Raw genomic sequence first — 15,678 nt, 5'->3', positions numbered from 1 at the left:
ACACGGGCCATCCAACCTTTTGGCCCAACCGTATAGCCGCCGGGTTTTGGCCCGGCGGTTTCTTGTTAAGTGATAGGAGATCGCGAACAATAAAGAAGGGCGAGCCGTTACCAGCTCGCCCATCGGTGCGGTGAAATTCGCGGCACGTGTCTCAGCAGCCGCAGCCCCCGTCGTCATCGTCGTTGTCGTCGTTATCGTCGGCCGCGGCGTCGTCATCGTCGTCGGCGAAGGTGTCGTCATCGTCGTCGCCGGAGTCGTCGTCGGTGGTGTCGTCGTCATCGACCGGGGCGTCTTCGGGCTCGGCCAAGTTGGAGATCGGCGACACGAGGTTTTCGTCATCATAGGATCGGAAAGCAAAAACAGCCGCGCCCGGCGCGGTGACGGTGGCGACGATCTCCGTGCCACCCATCACGGTGGTTTCGACGGTCAAAGCGGTGGCATTTTGCCACGTGTCTTCGTCGCGCAAATCAACACCGGAATCGGTGGCGTAGCGCAAGTCGTATACGGCGGCTTTGCCGCAGGCTAGGTCGTCGCCCGGAGCGGTTAAGTGAACTTCGAACACGTCGGAGTCGTCGGTGTTGTAAACAGTCAGGTCGGTGACCATGCGCGGCGGATAGGCGTCGAGTCCGGAAAGGCCCGAGTTGTAAGGGTCGTGGTGGAATTTGGGCCAATCGCCGTTAAGTTGGCCCGCATCACAGGCGTTGCCGATCGTGTGCCAGGCAAACAGGTTGCCCTCGTGGTTGAAGGCTACGACTTCCACCAGACCGTCACCGTCCAGGTCGGCCACGGCGGCCGCGCCGGTCTGCCAACCGAGCGTAAATTTCGGCCAGTCGGCGGGCTCGGCGCCCGTCGGATCGACCGCGTGTACGAGGTAGCCACCGCTGCCTGCAATAAGTTCGCGGCGGCCGTCGGCGTTCAGGTCGGCCAGGACCGGGTTAAGGAAGAGATTGATGTCGTCCAAGCCAAGGACGAAGGGCGTGCGGCCCTCGATGTCGTCGAGGCGCCAACCGACAATCGTAAAGTCGATCAGCGAATTGATCCCCTTCACTTTCTGCAAAATTCCGGCGGTCGGGAAGAAGTACCAGGGTACGTCGCTACCGTCGAAGCGGCCGAAGGTACCGGCGGCCGAAGCGCCGAGGTTCAAGCTCGAGCGCAGGTGCCGCACGCTGGTGTTTTCGCCATCCCAGTAAATCATTTGCGGGAACCAGAAGAACGCGCCGACGCCGACCATGAGTTGCCCGTCGAAACGGATGGCGGCCGGGCTGGCTGTCATGCCGACGGTGAGCGGTGGAATCGGCAGCGCGTCGCCCAACGGGGCGAGTGGTTCAGCGGGCCAATCCGGCAGGAAGGGGCCGCGCGCATTGTCCATACCGTTCCAGTACACGGCGTACACACGGCCCGTGGGCAGCAAACCCTCTTCGCAGGTCTCGGTAGTCGCTACGACAATCGCCGGGTGTCCGGAGATATCGGGATTGTCGTGATCCGGGTCGAGAATACCCGCAACCGGAGTGCCCAACACCTGTGCGGCGCCTTGCGCCTGGCAACGTTTGGCCGGCGGGACGAGCCCCGCGTCGTCGCTGGAATCCAGCGGCACGGGCCAACCGGGCAGGGGGTCGGCCGCGCCGTCGAGGTCTTCGTCGACGGGCTTCCACGCATAAAGTTTTTGATCGGAACACGCGGCGATGATTTCCAGCATGCCGTCGAGATCGAGGTCGGCCAACACCGGGCTGGCTAGGAAGGAATTGCCGTGTCCGTAGGAAAGGGCTGAACTGTTGTCGCGCGGGTCGGCACTAACCGGGAAGCCTTCGAGGAAGGGGCCGCCCTCGTGCAATTCGCCGTCGGGATGCACGACGTAGACTTTGCCGTACCACGTCGAGGCCACGATATAGGGCACGCCGTCACCGAATAGCGGTCCGATGGCGACCGAGGCCAACACCGAATCGCGCCACAGGCGTTCGAGCGGCAGCACCACGGGGAAGCCCGGCGCCTCGACATACTCGCCGGTGGCCGGGTCGCGTTTGAACGCCTCGATGGCTGGGAACGACGTTCCCATAATGATTTCCAGCGCGCCGTCGGCGTCGCGGTCCAGGTCGTAGAGCACGGGGCTGGAATCGCCGGATTCGCCGATTCGCAGCGGGAACCCGGGCAGCAGACCGGTATTCTGTTCGTCGTCAGTGTGCCAGCCCAGCAATTTGCGCGCTTCGCCGTACACCCGCCCTTTGTCGGTGTTGTACCAAGCCTGCACGCGAATCGTGACGGTATGGGAATTGGCTTCCGTCGGGGTCCGGCGCAGCCAGCCCGTATCAACGAAGTCCAGCGCATTGACGCTGCCCAAGACGCCGCTGAAACTGTCAGTGCCGCTGCCGGTGGCCGCGACTTCGAAATCGGCGTCGTTGGGTTCCTGACCCAAACCGATTTGAATCTCATACTGGAAGGAGCGACCGCGGGCGTCGATTTCCCCGACGATGTCGAAGGACGGATTCTGAACCGGGTCGATCGTATCCCACCAAGCCGGATCGGTGACGCGCACCGCGGGCGGAATCTGCTGCGGGAAGCTGAAGACGGGATCACCGATCGCTTCCATCGCGTGTTTCATGTTCACCCGGCCGTAGCCGAAGTTTTCCTCGAAGCCCTCTTTGCAGCCGCGCAGATTGAACGAGAAACAATTGCGCTTGATGTCGTCGGCCGTCATGTTGAAGAGCATCTTGATTTCGGTCGGGCTCAATTCGAGACCGTTGTCGCGGCCCCAAGATTTGAGCAGGCCCGCCAAGCCCGCGAGGTGCCCGGTGGCGGTGGAAGTGCATTGGTCGGAGGACACTGAGGTGTTGATCGAGGGGCCGTAGTTCGTGCAATAGCTCTCGGTGAAGGCGATGAGCGAGAGATCGATCGGTCCGAACAGTTCCATGGGCGGCAAGGGGAGGACAGCCTTGATGCTGTATACGTCGTCGCCCGCCGCTGGGTAGATATGGTGGAAGCCGAGCTCGTCGCCGGAGGCCGCCGTGATGAACACACCGGATTCGAAGGCGTCGATGAAGGCTTGGGCCGCCTGGCCACTGTAGTTGTACGCGCCGTTGGCGATGCCGACCACATCCGCGCCCATGGCCGCGGCGTAATCGATTGCCGCCGCCATCGTGTTGTGGTTGTTGACGACCGCGTCGCCGACCCGCAGGAAGAGCAGCGAACAGTCGGGGCAGGTTCCGGGCTTGTCGTCGTGGCCGTTGTCGGCGATGCCCGCCGCGTCACGGCCGATACCGTCACCGTGGGTGCCTTCGGGGAATTCGTCGACGCCGTAGGGTGTGTTGACGTCGCGGAAGAAATCCCACCCGGCGATGTCGTCGACAAATCCGTTGTCGTCGTTGTCGGCGCCGTCTTCATAGAGCAAGAAGAGGTCTTCCGGGTCGGCCCATCCATTGGCGTTCTGGTCGGAGAATGTCGGATCGTCGGCATAATCGCGGGCGGTGAATTCGCCGTCGCCGTCGCAATCCCAATCGGTGCACGGCGTGCCACTCGCGGTCGGCTGCGGTAGCTCAGCGCGGTTCAGGAAGATATTGTCGGCGAATTCCATTTTGTCGAAGCGTTCGATACCCACGTCGATAATGGCGATTACCACATCGGGCCGGCCGGTCGACATTTTCCACGCCTCGGTGACGCTCATGCCGGTGATCTTATTGATTTGTGTCGGGTCGGTACCCTCGGGGTCGACGGGGTTGAAACCGTAGAACGAAGCGGCGGCGCTGAGCGGATCGTTGGGGTCCGGCGGATCCAAGTCGTTAGGCATGTTGGCCACGAACACGCCCTGGCTGGGCAAGGCGCCGGTAAATCCGACACCGCCGATGTCCTCCAGATCGCCGCTCACTTCCACCGACAGCCGCCGCCCGAAGGGGAATCGCCCGTCGGGTGTGAAGGTAAGGGTGTCGTTAGCAAGGGTGGTAGTGCCCAGCGTGATGACTCCCGAAACCGTCGTGCCGTCACGCAGGTTCGTGATCGTCAGGCTGTCGCCGCCAACGGTCGCTGCATCGAGCGACGCGTCGAAGACGATTACGAGCGGCTCCTCGGTGTAAACCAAGTAACGATCGTAATGCGGCTGCATCGACACGACGCCGAAAGCCCAAGAAGCTGCGGGGCACGCGATGACTACGAATAACGAGAGAATTAGGACGCTCAGACGCTTCATGACACACTCCGGGAATAAGAGCTCGGTCCACAAGGCCGGGGTACTTTAGCATTCCCGTTATCGCTCGCCAAGCTTGCTGAATGGTGATTCAAATGCGGCGGGTTTATATTACCCGTAACGGTCGCCGGGCAGCGTTTCCGACATCTTTTCTGTGCGGGCGCACAGGACGAAAGGACATGTGTCGAGGTGCTAAAACCCGCCGATCGTCGCGGGGAACTGCGCCATTTGCAGGGCGTGATAGTTCGAATACGCGACGCGTAATTCGCCGGATGGTTCCACAAGTACCGAGGGCATGAATCCGGGCGTTCCCGTGAGTCGGCGATCGAGAAAGAACGTCCGCCAGGTGCCGCCTTGGTTCGTGGCGAATTTTAACGCGCTCAAGCCCGTCGGCGAAAAGTGGTATGCGATGTAGGCCGCGCCGTTCGCATCGACCGCCAGTGAAAGTTCCGAAATCCGCATTTGCATCAAGTCAAAGTCCGTCGAATCAATCAATTCCGATGCCCAAGTTCCGGCGACGTTGCTTAGGTAAAGCAATTGAGAATTACCGGTGTGGAACCGCGTGATCGTGGCGTGCGACACGCCGGCGGTGTCGATCTGGAGGCTAGACGAACCATAGTACGGGCCTGCCGTTTCCGACAACACGTCTTCGAATTGCCAGGAACCGCCATCGTTGAGGGCGTGAACCAATTTCACGGTGCCACCGGCGCCGGGCTTGATAAAAACCAGGTGCGCGCGATCGCTGCCGTCCAACGCCATCGAGAGGCTGAAACCGGTATTTGCGGCGGTCGGCAGCACGTTTTCGAAGGTCCATCCGCTGCCGTCGTTGGTCCCGTAACGTATGGAATACTGTCCGCTATAGTCGATTTCCTCCAGAAACACGAAATGAACCGTGTCTAGCGAATCCACGGCCAGGTCGCATTCCAGTGCCTCCCAGTCTTCACTGAGTGTTTCGGACGTCCATGTGCCGGAGTGGTTGGTCACGTATTTCAAATAGCCGTAATGCGCATCGTGCAATGCCGCGTGGATATGGCCTTCGGAGCCTGCGCCGGCTGCCACCTCGTACCAACCCGCGTAATCGAAGTCCATAAACGAAACATCCGCCATGTTTTCCGAACTCCACGATTCGGTTCGGTCGGTCGTGTGGCGCAACGCCGATTCCCCGTAGCTGAGGTGAACGATGTTCAGGGCGTCGTCGGAATCCCGAAAAAGTATCGACGACCCGCCGGAGCATCCCGAATCATCTACGAGCATCGTGTCCCAATTCCCGTTGTGGTTGCGGGCCAGTTTGAGGTTCATACGTAGGTCGTCCACATGGCTGACGAGCACGTCGGTTCCGTCCAGGGCGATCGCCGTGCCGATACCGCCGTCCTCATCGACGGTTTCGGTTTGCCACGTGCCCGTCGCATTGGACGAGAAGCAAAGGTAGTGCGATCGATACGACGAACTGGTCCGGTTCGTGCCGATCACCGAGGCGATGTTGTTCTCGTCGATGGTCAGGCGGCCTCCGAAACACAAGCTCGGTAATTCGGTTTTGGTCCACGTTTCGCCCGCCCTGAGTGCATGCACCTGCCAGGAGTCGCCGCCCAAAGGATACCTGTAATTCACTTGGTAAATGATATTCGGCTCGCCCGTCGGGTCCATCGCGATCGCCGGGTAGTGGAAGGAAGAGCCGAGCATCTCGGTGTACATAGCCGAGGCGAGCACGCGAGTAGTCAACGTCCCGCTTTCGTCGGTGACGTAGACCAACGTCGCCAACGGCGTCACGTTACGCGCATACACAGCGTGAATGTTGTCTTCCCCGTCGATCGTGATCGAGTTGCTGCCGAGCACGTTTTCGGCGATCAGCGTTTCCTGCCAATTGCCGCCGCGGTTTGTCTGGTAATACAAGCCGTAGCTTCGATACTCGCCCGCCTGTAAAAGGATATGTGCCGCGCCTTGAGAATCCACGGCCATGGTTCGATTCGTCACCGGGCCGCCGGTGGAAACCAGATCGGTGAAGGTCCACTGGCCGGTCGCATTGGTCCCGTAAACGGGTTGCTGTCGCGTCAAGTCCGTATAGAGAAGATACAGATGCCCGGCCGCGTCCGCTCTCAACAACGGTCCGGACGCCAGGGAGGCCGGCGTTTCAACGGTGATCGACTTGGCCGTTACCGTGTAGATATTCAGGTCGCGTTCTTTTACCGCGGCGATATGAAGTGCGCCATCGGGTCCACGGGCGATGGATGTGCCGGAATACCCCGGCGCGCCGCCTTCAACCACTTCGTATGAGATGCCTTCCGGCACGGAAAATGTGTCGTCGTCGTTGTCATCGTTGTCGTTATCGTCATTGTCATTGTCGTTATTGTCATTGTCATCGTCATTGTCATTGTCGTTATCGTCATTGTTATCGTCGTCATCGTCGTTGTCGTCATCGTCATCGTCGTTGTCGTCATCGTCGTTGTCGTCATCGTCGTTGTCGTCATCGTTGTCGTCATTGTCGTTGTCGTCGTCATCGTCGTCGTCGTTGGTACACCCGGAGACGCCAGTTAGGAGTGCGAGGAGGCAAATCAATAAAAATACCGCGGAGAGAAAAATAGTTTTCATAATAAATGCCTTTTCAAAAAGCAAAACACTCTAAAAAGTTAGCATAAATGCGCAACCTTCCGCAAGCATCAGCGCTCGTTTTGTGGCGGTAAGCGAGCCCGCCTCAGTCACCCCGGCCGCGGAATGTGTCGAGTTAAGGGATGAGGTGCTTGCGACGCAGATTGCGCGAGAATCTCATTCAAATTGCGACCGGCGCCTCGCTCGTGGTACATTCGCCACTTGGTTACGGCACAAAATGACAAACACCTTCCAAACGGAGGAAAAAATGGACTGGGGTATGAAAAACCGCTTGGCGCGGATCATCAATCCGACCGACAACCGCTGCCTGATGCTGGCGGTCGACCACGGATATTTTCAAGGGCCGACCACCGGTCTAGGCGACCCTGCTTCGTTGCTCAAACCCTTGGTGCCCTACGCCGACGCGCTGATGATCACCCGCGGCGTTTTGCGTAACTGCGTTTCACCGGAAGATGCCCGTCAAACGCCCATCATGCTGCGGGTGTCCGGCGGCACGAGCGTGCTGACCGAACTTTCGAACGAAGGCGTCACGGTGGACGTCGACGACGCCGTCCGCTTGAACGTGGCGGGCATGGCGATTTCCATTTTTGTCGGCGGCGACTACGAGCGGCAAACGCTGTTGGGCCTGTCGGATCTGGTGAATTCCGGCGAGCAACTCGGCATCCCCGTGTTGGCCGTGACCGCCGTGGGGCGCGACATGGCTCGCGACGCGCGCTACCTTTCGCTGGCCAGCCGCATCGCGGCGGAACTGGGTGCCCACATCGTCAAGACCTACTTCTGCGAAGACTTCGAAAAAATCACGTCGACGTGTCCGGTGCCGGTGGTTATTGCCGGGGGCAAGAAGCTGGAAGAGATGGCCGCATGTGAGATGGCGTACAACGCCGTGCAAGCCGGGGCCGTGGGCGTGGACATGGGCCGTAACATATTCCAAAGCGACAGCCCGGTCGGGATGATCAAGGCGATCACCGCCATCGTGCACGGCAACGCCAAGCCGAAGGAAGCGTTCGAGATCTACCAGGATACGAAAGCGGCGCAGTAGGAGCGGGTCCGCCCCAATCGGTTGAGGAGCGATCATGAAAGTCGCGATGTACTATGCCAATAATAACGTGCGCATCCAGGAGCAGGATGTGCCCGTCATCGGCCCCGGCGAAATCCTCATGAAGGTGCACGCGAGCGGCATTTGCGGCTCGGACGTGATGGAATGGTACCGGCGCGACAAGGTGCCGCTCGTGCTGGGTCACGAAGTGGCGGGCGAAGTCGTCGAGGTGGGCGAGGGCGTGAGCAAATTCGCGGTGGGCGACCGCATCGCCGCCAGCCACCACGTGCCGTGCTTCTCGTGCCGCCACTGCCATCGCGGTCACCCGACGGCCTGCGATACCATCCGCTCGACCACGTTTCACCCGGGCGGATTTGCCCAGTACGTGCGCTTGCCGAAGATCAATGTCGACCTGGGCACCTACGCGTTGCCGGAGAAGCTCTCATACGCCGAAGGGTCGTTCGCTGAGCCGTTAGCCTGCGTGCTGCGCGGGCAGGAGAAAATCGGCATCGAGGCCGGTATGAACGTGCTGGTGATCGGCGCGGGCGTGTCGGGCATCATGCACATCGAGTTGGCGCGAGCGCTGGGCGCGGGCACCATCGTCGCCACGGACCTGTCACCCTACCGCCTCGAACAAGCAGAGCGCTTCGGCGCCGACGCTACGTTCACGCCGGACGAGTATAGCCCCGAAAAATTCCGCGAGGTTTGCGCGGGGCGATTGGCCGACCGGGTGATCCTTACCGCGGGCGCGATCCCGGCGATTCAGCAGGGTCTCGACTCGGCCGAACGCGGCGCCACGGTGCTCGTGTTCGCCCCGACCGACGAGGGTGTGCGCTTTCCGTTCGACATGAACAAGTTTTTCTGGCGTGAGGACCGTACGCTTACCACGACCTACGCGGGCGAGCCGGCCGACCACGTCCACGCACTGGACCTGATTGCCGCCGGGCGTTTTCGCGCCGCGCAGATGATCACGCACCGTCTGCCGCTTGACGAAATCCAACAGGGCTTCGACCTCGTGGCCGGTGGTACGGAATGTCTCAAGGTGGTGATTGAACCGCACGCGTAAATCGCGCGGTTTAGGTCAGCAGCCGCAGCCTGCCTCTTCGTCTTCACATGCCGCCAGCGACGATTCGCCGTTGTCGACGCCGTTTTCGCTGCACGGCGCATCCCCGCCTTGTGGAATCAGCAAGTAGGAGAGGTACCCCGCGGGCGGGCTAAGGTGGCGAAACAAAAATTCGTAGCGGCCGGTTTCTTCGTTGAGAGTGCCCTTAGCAGCGGTCAACTCGATTTCGCTTTGCAGGATCGCCGTGCCCGCGAGAATGTCGCGGCTGTCGTCGCAATAGGTTTCGCGGCGAATGAGGAACGTATCGCCGAGGCCGTATTCGGCTTCCGCATCGTCGCCGGCAGAAACGATGATCGTCACGCGGTCGTAGTACTCGCTGTAACCGACGTCCTCGATGACGGCGTCGCACGCGGTCGGTTCGTCGGTGTCGTCGTCCGCCGTCGCCAGCACGGCCACGGTCGCCGACAGCGCCAAAAGCAGAACGAGGATCACAACTCGCCGACGTGTCATGTGCCGAGTATTCCTTCCAAGAGTTCACAGATACGCGGGCATGCCCGGCCGTCGCCGTAGGGATTCTTTGCCTGCGCCATCGCGGCGTAGGCCGCTTCGTCGTCGAGCAGACGGATGGCTTCGCCGACGATTTTCTCCGTGGCGGTGCCTACCAGCTTCACGGTACCTGCATCGACGCCCTCGGGTCGTTCGGTGGTGTCGCGCATAACGAGCACGGGAATGCCGAGGCCGGGAGCTTCTTCTTGAATGCCGCCGGAATCGGTGAGAACCAGGTGCGCCTTTTTCAGTAGGTGCACGAAGGGTTCGTAATCCAGCGGTTCGATCAAGCGGATATTGTCGATGCCGTCGAGGATCTCGCTGACCGGTTGCCGCACGTTCGGATTCAGGTGCACCGGATAGACGATCGTGTCGTCCGGGTTGCGGCGGGCGATCTCGGCCAGGCCGCGGCACAGGTTGCGGAAGGGCTCGCCGAAGCTTTCACGCCGGTGGGCGGTGACCAGAATCAGCCGGCCGGGGAGGTTGGCGAGTTGGGGATCGTCGAAATGAAAATCACGGTCGGCCACGTGTAGCAGGGCGTCGATGACCGTGTTGCCGGTCACCCAGATTTGGGAATCGTCGTACCCTTCGCCCAAGAGATTTTGCCGGTTGGTTTCGGTCGGTGCGAAGCAGTAGTCGGCGACGACGCTGGTCAAGCGGCGATTGATCTCTTCGGGGAAGGGCGAGTATTTGTTGTTGGTTCGCAATCCGGCTTCAACGTAAGCGACGGGCACTTTCTGCGTAAACGCGCACATCGCGCCGCAAAAAGTTGTGGTGGTGTCGCCCTGTACCACGACGACATCCGGCCGTGCTTCGGTAAGTACCGGCGGCAGATGCGTGAACACCCCGGCGAGGATCATCTCTAGGCTTTGGCCCGGCTTCATGAGGTTGAGGTCGTAATCCGGCTCGATACCGAAGAGGCCCAGCACTTGATCGAGCATTTCGCGGTGTTGTGCGGTCACGGCGACGATGGGTTCCCAGGCCGGGCGCTTGCGCATTTCGAGCACCAGGGGCGCCAGTTTGATGGCTTCGGGGCGGGTTCCGAACACGAACAACGCACGGATCATGCAATCCTCCGTATTGGCCGGTACCGTTTCGCGCATCATGCGGTTGCAGGCGAGGAATTGCAAGCAAGCGGCTAACTGTTTGATAATGCGCGTCTCTTGACCTCGGCGGTTTACTTCCTCGGCGGCTTTACCTATTCTTGCCTCCGGGGTTTGATTACCAGGGAGAACTGCTTGAAGCGTAGCTGTGTGGCGATTCTCGTCTTCGCGTGTTTCGCGTTGCTATGGCCGGGTCACCTATGGGCCGGAGCCTTCGAAGACGGCGCGTCACTTTACCGTCTGGGTCAATACCGCGCGGCGGTCGATCGCCTGCGGGCCGCGGTGGAGGACGAGCCGGGCAACGCCGAAGCGTGGCGTTTGTTGGCCGAAGCGTACACGGTCATGCTCGAGCGTGGCGAGCAGATCGATTCCGCGGCGGTCATGGAGGCTTGGCAAAACGTGGCGAGCCACGGTTCCGACCCTGCCTTTGGAAAAATGGGATTGGCGCGTTTTTATCAGCGCCTCGGTCGCCAAGAGGACGCCGAACGAACCTACCGCGATCTGCTGGCCGAATCCAAGGACAACACCGAAGCCGCTCTCGAACTGGCTTCGATACTGGCTACTGATCAGCAGCAACTTGCCGAAGCCGCCCGCTTAGCCGAACGTGTTTTGCAGGTGAAGGTCGACGAGCCGCGCGCCCATCGAATCCTCGCCCGCGCCAAGGCCGAGCGGGGTGATAGGCAGGGTGCGATCAAACACCTGGAAATCTGCCTCGCGAGTCACCCGGACGACAACGAAGCCCGCTTATTGTTGGCCGAGCAGATGATGGCCGTCGAGCGCTATGGCGACGCTATTCGTCAGTTCAACCATCTTGCCGCGCATACCGACTTCCAGCGACAAAGCGGCGTCGGTCTGGCGCGTGCCTACCACGCTACCGGTCAACCAGCCGGTGCCCTGGCTACGCTGGCCGGGCTCTTAGCCGCTGACCGGCGCGACGTTGAAGCGTGGCGGTTGCGCGGTGACGTGCTGGCCGCGCAACAAAACTCGCTGGAAGCGGCCGCGGCGTATCGCGAGGCCCTGGCCCTGGAACCGGACGACCGCGACACGCGATTGAACTTGGCACGGGTTTATGCAGCCGACACCGCTTCGACCGGCGATGCTTTGATGATCTACCATGAGTTTCTCAACGATCACCCGAACGACCTGATTGCTCGCAACGAACTGGCGCGTTTGCTGAGCCGGCGAGACGAAGTGGATAGCGCTGTCGAGCAATACCACAGAATCCTCGCGCAGAATCCCACCGACACCCAGGCTCGCACGGCGTTGGCTCGTTTGCTGTTGCGGGCCGGGCGGAAGCAGCAGGCTGTCGAAGAAGGTCGGCTGGTATTAGAGGCGGCGGGGAACCGGGGCGAAGCTCGCGAATTATTCGCGCGAATTCTACTTTCGGCGGGACAGTTTGAGGAGGCGATTTCCGAGTTCGAAGCAAGTCGAGAGAGCGGCGCCATGAATCTATCCACGGCCTTGGCGTTGGCGGAGGCGCACGCCCGTTTCGCCGCATCGCTGGGGGCGCAGGTCGATCGCCTGCAAAAACATATGGAAGGGAACGGCTTCCAACTATCCGTCTGGTGGCGCAAGTTACGGGCCGGAATGCGTCGTTCAAAACACGCGAAAAAAGCGCGCCGGGTATTGGAGCAGGCGGCGCAGGACCACCCGGATAAAGCTGCGCCTCAAGAGCAACTGGGCCAACTGTTCACGGACGAAAAACGTTGGGACGAGGCGTTGGCTGCTTTCGATGCGGGTGCGGCGATCGATCCTCAAAGTGTCACGGCGCTGCTTGGTGTGGCCGCGGTACACGGCCACCTTGGGCATCACGACGAAGCGGTGCGGGCGATTCGGAAGGCGGTGAGCGTTGATCCGGCCGGTTTGGCGGCGGCGGGATTCGCATCGTCCGACGAAAACGCGCGGCGTCGACGCCGGCAGGAAATCGACATGTTGGAGACCCGGATTTCCAACACTTTTGCGGATTTGGCGGCCTATCGCAGACTCGCCGGGCTGCACGCGCAACGGCCCGACACGCTTGCACGAGCGGTGGAGTTGAGTGAGTTCATCTTGACTCGCGACCCGGGAGACGACGACACGCGATTGTTGTTGGGCCGTCTTCTGGCGCGGCAGGAGCAGTACGATCGAGCCGTGCGCTTGTTGGAGGAAGTGGCGGATAAACGCCGAGAAGATCGCTCTCTGTTTTTTGAAGCGCTGGCGGCCAAAGTTCGTTCGGCGGCGCAAAAAGAGGCCGAGGCGAAATTGCGCGCGATCCTCGAGCAGAATCCTACAGAAGTGCGCGCCCGTCTCATCCTCGCAGATTATCAACGCGAAAGTGGCGACCTGGACGAGGCGGACGCCGGGTACAACGCCGTGTTGGCGATCGAGCCGCGCAACGTTCGCGCCCATTTAGGATTGGCCCACGTGGCGCGAGCAACAAAACGCCATGATGTCGCGGCGCGGGAGTACCACACGGTGCTGTCTCTAGCGCCGGATGAAAGCGAGGCGTACTTCGGCCTTGGCGTCATGGCGCGACACGCCGGTCGGTTTGCGGCGGCGTACGTGTGGCTGCGCCAGGCCGTGGCGTGCGATCCTGCCGACCTCAGCGCCTTGGCGGAACTCGTATACGCCGATCGCATGCTGACGCGGCAACAAGGCGGGCGGGAAGCGCTGACCACCGGGCTCGATTTCAACCACGTCGATGATCCGACCGTTCTGGAGCAATTGTTGGTCGAAGATCCGGGCCAATGCGCGTGGCGCTTTGACTTGGCGCGGGTTCGCCGGAGGGACGGAGACATCGCCGCGTCGCTGAATGAGTTAGATATGCTACTCGTTTACTGCCCCGATCACTCGGAAGGGCGGCGTACGAGGGCGCAACTGCTGGAAAAACTCCCCGAAGCGTCGCGCGCGGCGGTGGAGGCGTGGCGGGAAATCGTCCGCCGTGACCCAAGCGATCATACGGCGCAATTGCATTTGGCGCGTCTGCTCGTTGCCGGTGAGGCGTACGATCAAGCCGCCGAAGCGTATCGGCAATACCTCACCGAGCGCCCCGACGACCAAACGGCGAGGGACGAGTCGTACACCGCGCGCTTGATGGCACTCCTCAAATAAGCAGCCGCGATCAGCGGCCCCCACCGGCGCAAGCGCAAGCGCAACCGGCGCAGGCGCACGCACACGCGCAGCCCCCACCGCCCGAGGAAGATCCCCCGCTCGTCGAGGAGACCGGCGGCGGATTGGTGACGTGCGTCACGGCGCTGGTGAAAGAGGAGACGGAATCGACGACCGTCGAGGAAAAGTGGCCGACGGATTGGGTGAAATCGGCCGCCCAATTGGCACCGGGGATCGTGAATGTGCCGGAGGGTGTGGGACTCGGCGCGGATCGATAATGTCCCCATCCCGACGCCCACCAACCCGGTAGCACAATCACGTCGCGGTCGCCGAATGTGTGGGAGGTGCGGTCGCCGAAGTCATCGTCCATCGCCAACCATTCGGCTTTTTCGGCGAACAACTCACCCACTTCGGGCGTGGCGGCGCCCTCGACTTGTTGCCAAGCCTGCTCGACGATGCCCTTGTAGTAATCGCGGCTTTCGCGGCGAGAAAAGCCTTTCAGACGGCGGTTCGCGGCGCGTACGAGCGAGACGAACATCGACTTGAGCTTGGCTTGCGAGAGCCGGCCGTTTTTGTTGATCGCAACCAAAAATTTGCGTTCGTAAGGTCGTAGCTGCTTGGGTTCGGGCTCGAGCTTTTCGAGCGTCAGCGGGTCGTGCTTCTCGACGCGAGCGGCGCCTTTTTTGATCACGCCGAACAGGATCATCATCAGCACCTTGTCCGGCGGCAATTCCAGGATGACTGCGGCTTCCGGCGCGGCCAGCCCGCGTTTGGGACCGGCGCCCTCGATGCCGATGGCCGGGGGCAGGTAGCGACGGAGGCGGCGACGACGGAGGAAGTAAGGGAGGCCGACCACCAATCCGACAATGGCGAAGAAGATTATCGCGGGGGCGCAGGCGGCGATCAATCCGCAACTCGCGGCGATGAGTTCCGCGCAGGAGTCGAACAAAGTGTGTTCCGTGATGGCGCCTTCCTGCATCACGCGGGCGGGAAAGCCGATGCCGGTTTTGTACATGCGTTTGAGCGGAACCTGATCCCACCGATACGTGAACACCAAGTGATTGCCGACGGTCGCTTTTTCGATGGGTTCGTCGCGGTGCCATTTCGTTTCGTTGCCGGTGACGCCATCGGGAAAATGCCAACGCATGGTGAGCTTCGTATACTTGCGGATGAACTCTTCACCGAAATACGTGTTGCCGAACTCCACACTCGTGAAGGACTTGTCATCACTATCGTAGTAGACCATGTCCGGGTGGACGAACTCGACCAGAAGCGTGCCCTCACGCTGGTGTTGAATCTCGTGGGGCGCCAGCGGGATTTCGACGCCGGTGACGTATTGGCTCGGGCGAAACGTGGAAAGCGAAGTGCCGTTGATGGAGGCCGAAAAGGAATCGAGTTGGAAGTCGTCATTCGGCGTGCCGATATCGACGATATCCAAGGGATCATGGCTGAGGTTTTTGAAGACGATTTTGTACCGCACGCGCAGACCGCCGTCGAGTTGCGGCCACAGGTCGATCGTCATTTCCGGCACTTCGAAAACATAGGTTGTCGCCGCCGCCGCCGGCGCGGCGAGGCACAACGCCAACAACGCAACGACAAACCAGCCGAGATAACGGGCCGCGCTCACCATAGGGGAGCCTCCGTGATCTGGTAGGTGGAAGAACAATAGGGACACGTTACGGTGACGCTGCCGTCGCGGGCGATGTCGATGTTGTCTTGGCCGAGCGCTCCCCCACAATTACGGCACTTGATTTCCCGCAGTTCGGTTTCACCCGGCAGTTCGATCTTCCGTACGACCGTGTGCTCGATTTTTTGGGCCGGCAGGAATTTCAACGTCACGATGAGCAACCCGACGCCGATCGCCAACAGCGCCGCCGCAATCAGGCCGTTAGCCGTCTTGTTCATTGCTTGGGGCGACGCCAGGGACAGCAGGTAGATCAGACCCAGCAATAAGCACAACGCGGCGAAGCCAAAACCGATCAGGCGGCCCAAACGCATGCAAACCTCCGGGTGGGAATAAATTGAATTATACCGCGCGCCCCGAGGGGGTCAAACGAAACCGCCGACC

The 15,678-nt window shown here is 61.1% G+C and carries 9 protein-coding genes; 3 read left to right on the top strand and 6 right to left on the bottom strand.

Annotation, left to right across the window (positions count from 1 at the left end; translation table 11 throughout):
• Positions 1–151: 151 nt before the first annotated feature.
• Together P9L99_20130 and P9L99_20125 are read right to left on the bottom strand one after the other, a co-directional pair.
• Complete coding sequence (locus P9L99_20130) at positions 152–4,174, bottom strand: S8 family serine peptidase (GenBank protein ID MDP8225679.1); 4,023 nt, start codon at positions 4,172–4,174, stop codon at positions 152–154.
• Between the two features lie 189 nt (positions 4,175–4,363).
• Positions 4,364–6,757 carry a hypothetical protein gene (locus tag P9L99_20125; protein ID MDP8225678.1) on the bottom strand — a complete coding sequence of 798 codons (2,394 nt, stop codon included), beginning with the start codon at positions 6,755–6,757 and terminating at the stop codon, positions 4,364–4,366.
• A 235-nt stretch (positions 6,758–6,992) separates the two neighbouring features.
• On the opposite strand from P9L99_20125, the gene lsrF reads away from it, so the two are divergent.
• Together lsrF and P9L99_20115 are read left to right on the top strand one after the other, a co-directional pair.
• Positions 6,993–7,814 carry a 3-hydroxy-5-phosphonooxypentane-2,4-dione thiolase gene (gene lsrF / locus P9L99_20120; protein ID MDP8225677.1) on the top strand — a complete coding sequence of 274 codons (822 nt, stop codon included), beginning with the start codon at positions 6,993–6,995 and terminating at the stop codon, positions 7,812–7,814.
• A gap of 34 nt (positions 7,815–7,848) precedes the next feature.
• Positions 7,849–8,877 carry an alcohol dehydrogenase catalytic domain-containing protein gene (locus P9L99_20115; protein ID MDP8225676.1) on the top strand — a complete coding sequence of 343 codons (1,029 nt, stop codon included), beginning with the start codon at positions 7,849–7,851 and terminating at the stop codon, positions 8,875–8,877.
• 15 nt (positions 8,878–8,892) lie between these two features.
• Here P9L99_20115 and P9L99_20110 read toward each other — a convergent pair whose 3' ends face one another.
• Entirely contained in the window at positions 8,893–9,384 is a 492-nt protein-coding gene (locus P9L99_20110; GenBank protein ID MDP8225675.1) for a hypothetical protein, read from the bottom strand.
• Complete coding sequence (gene wecB / locus P9L99_20105) at positions 9,381–10,484, bottom strand: UDP-N-acetylglucosamine 2-epimerase (non-hydrolyzing) (GenBank protein MDP8225674.1); 1,104 nt, start codon at positions 10,482–10,484, stop codon at positions 9,381–9,383. Before wecB ends, P9L99_20110 begins: the two co-directional genes overlap by 4 nt.
• 174 nt (positions 10,485–10,658) lie before the next feature.
• Here wecB and P9L99_20100 point away from each other — a divergent pair, with 174 nt between their 5' ends.
• Positions 10,659–13,613: a tetratricopeptide repeat protein gene (locus tag P9L99_20100; protein MDP8225673.1), complete on the top strand. Its 2,955-nt coding sequence runs from the start codon at positions 10,659–10,661 to the stop codon at positions 13,611–13,613.
• A 10-nt stretch (positions 13,614–13,623) separates the two neighbouring features.
• Here P9L99_20100 and P9L99_20095 read toward each other — a convergent pair whose 3' ends face one another.
• Together P9L99_20095 and P9L99_20090 are read right to left on the bottom strand one after the other, a co-directional pair.
• Complete coding sequence (locus tag P9L99_20095; GenBank protein ID MDP8225672.1) at positions 13,624–15,240, bottom strand: hypothetical protein; 1,617 nt, start codon at positions 15,238–15,240, stop codon at positions 13,624–13,626.
• A complete protein-coding gene (locus tag P9L99_20090; protein ID MDP8225671.1) occupies positions 15,234–15,608 on the bottom strand; it encodes a hypothetical protein in 375 nt (124 codons plus the stop codon). Before P9L99_20090 ends, P9L99_20095 begins: the two co-directional genes overlap by 7 nt.
• Positions 15,609–15,678 lie beyond the last annotated feature (70 nt).

Origin of the sequence: Candidatus Lernaella stagnicola (genome assembly GCA_030765525.1) — a bacterium.
Lineage (GTDB): Bacteria > Lernaellota > Lernaellaia > Lernaellales > Lernaellaceae > Lernaella > Lernaella stagnicola.
Note: the sequence above shows the minus strand (reverse complement) of the source record. Positions and strands in the feature narration are given on the sequence as shown.

Coding starts and splice junctions, on each gene's coding strand:
- lsrF (MDP8225677.1), top strand. CDS start 6,993: ATGACAAACACCTTCCAAACGGAGGAAAAAATGGACTGGGGTATGAAA.
- P9L99_20125 (MDP8225678.1), bottom strand. CDS start 6,757: ATGAAAACTATTTTTCTCTCCGCGGTATTTTTATTGATTTGCCTCCTC.
- P9L99_20130 (MDP8225679.1), bottom strand. CDS start 4,174: ATGAAGCGTCTGAGCGTCCTAATTCTCTCGTTATTCGTAGTCATCGCG.
- P9L99_20095 (MDP8225672.1), bottom strand. CDS start 15,240: ATGGTGAGCGCGGCCCGTTATCTCGGCTGGTTTGTCGTTGCGTTGTTG.
- P9L99_20090 (MDP8225671.1), bottom strand. CDS start 15,608: ATGCGTTTGGGCCGCCTGATCGGTTTTGGCTTCGCCGCGTTGTGCTTA.
- P9L99_20115 (MDP8225676.1), top strand. CDS start 7,849: ATGAAAGTCGCGATGTACTATGCCAATAATAACGTGCGCATCCAGGAG.
- P9L99_20110 (MDP8225675.1), bottom strand. CDS start 9,384: ATGACACGTCGGCGAGTTGTGATCCTCGTTCTGCTTTTGGCGCTGTCG.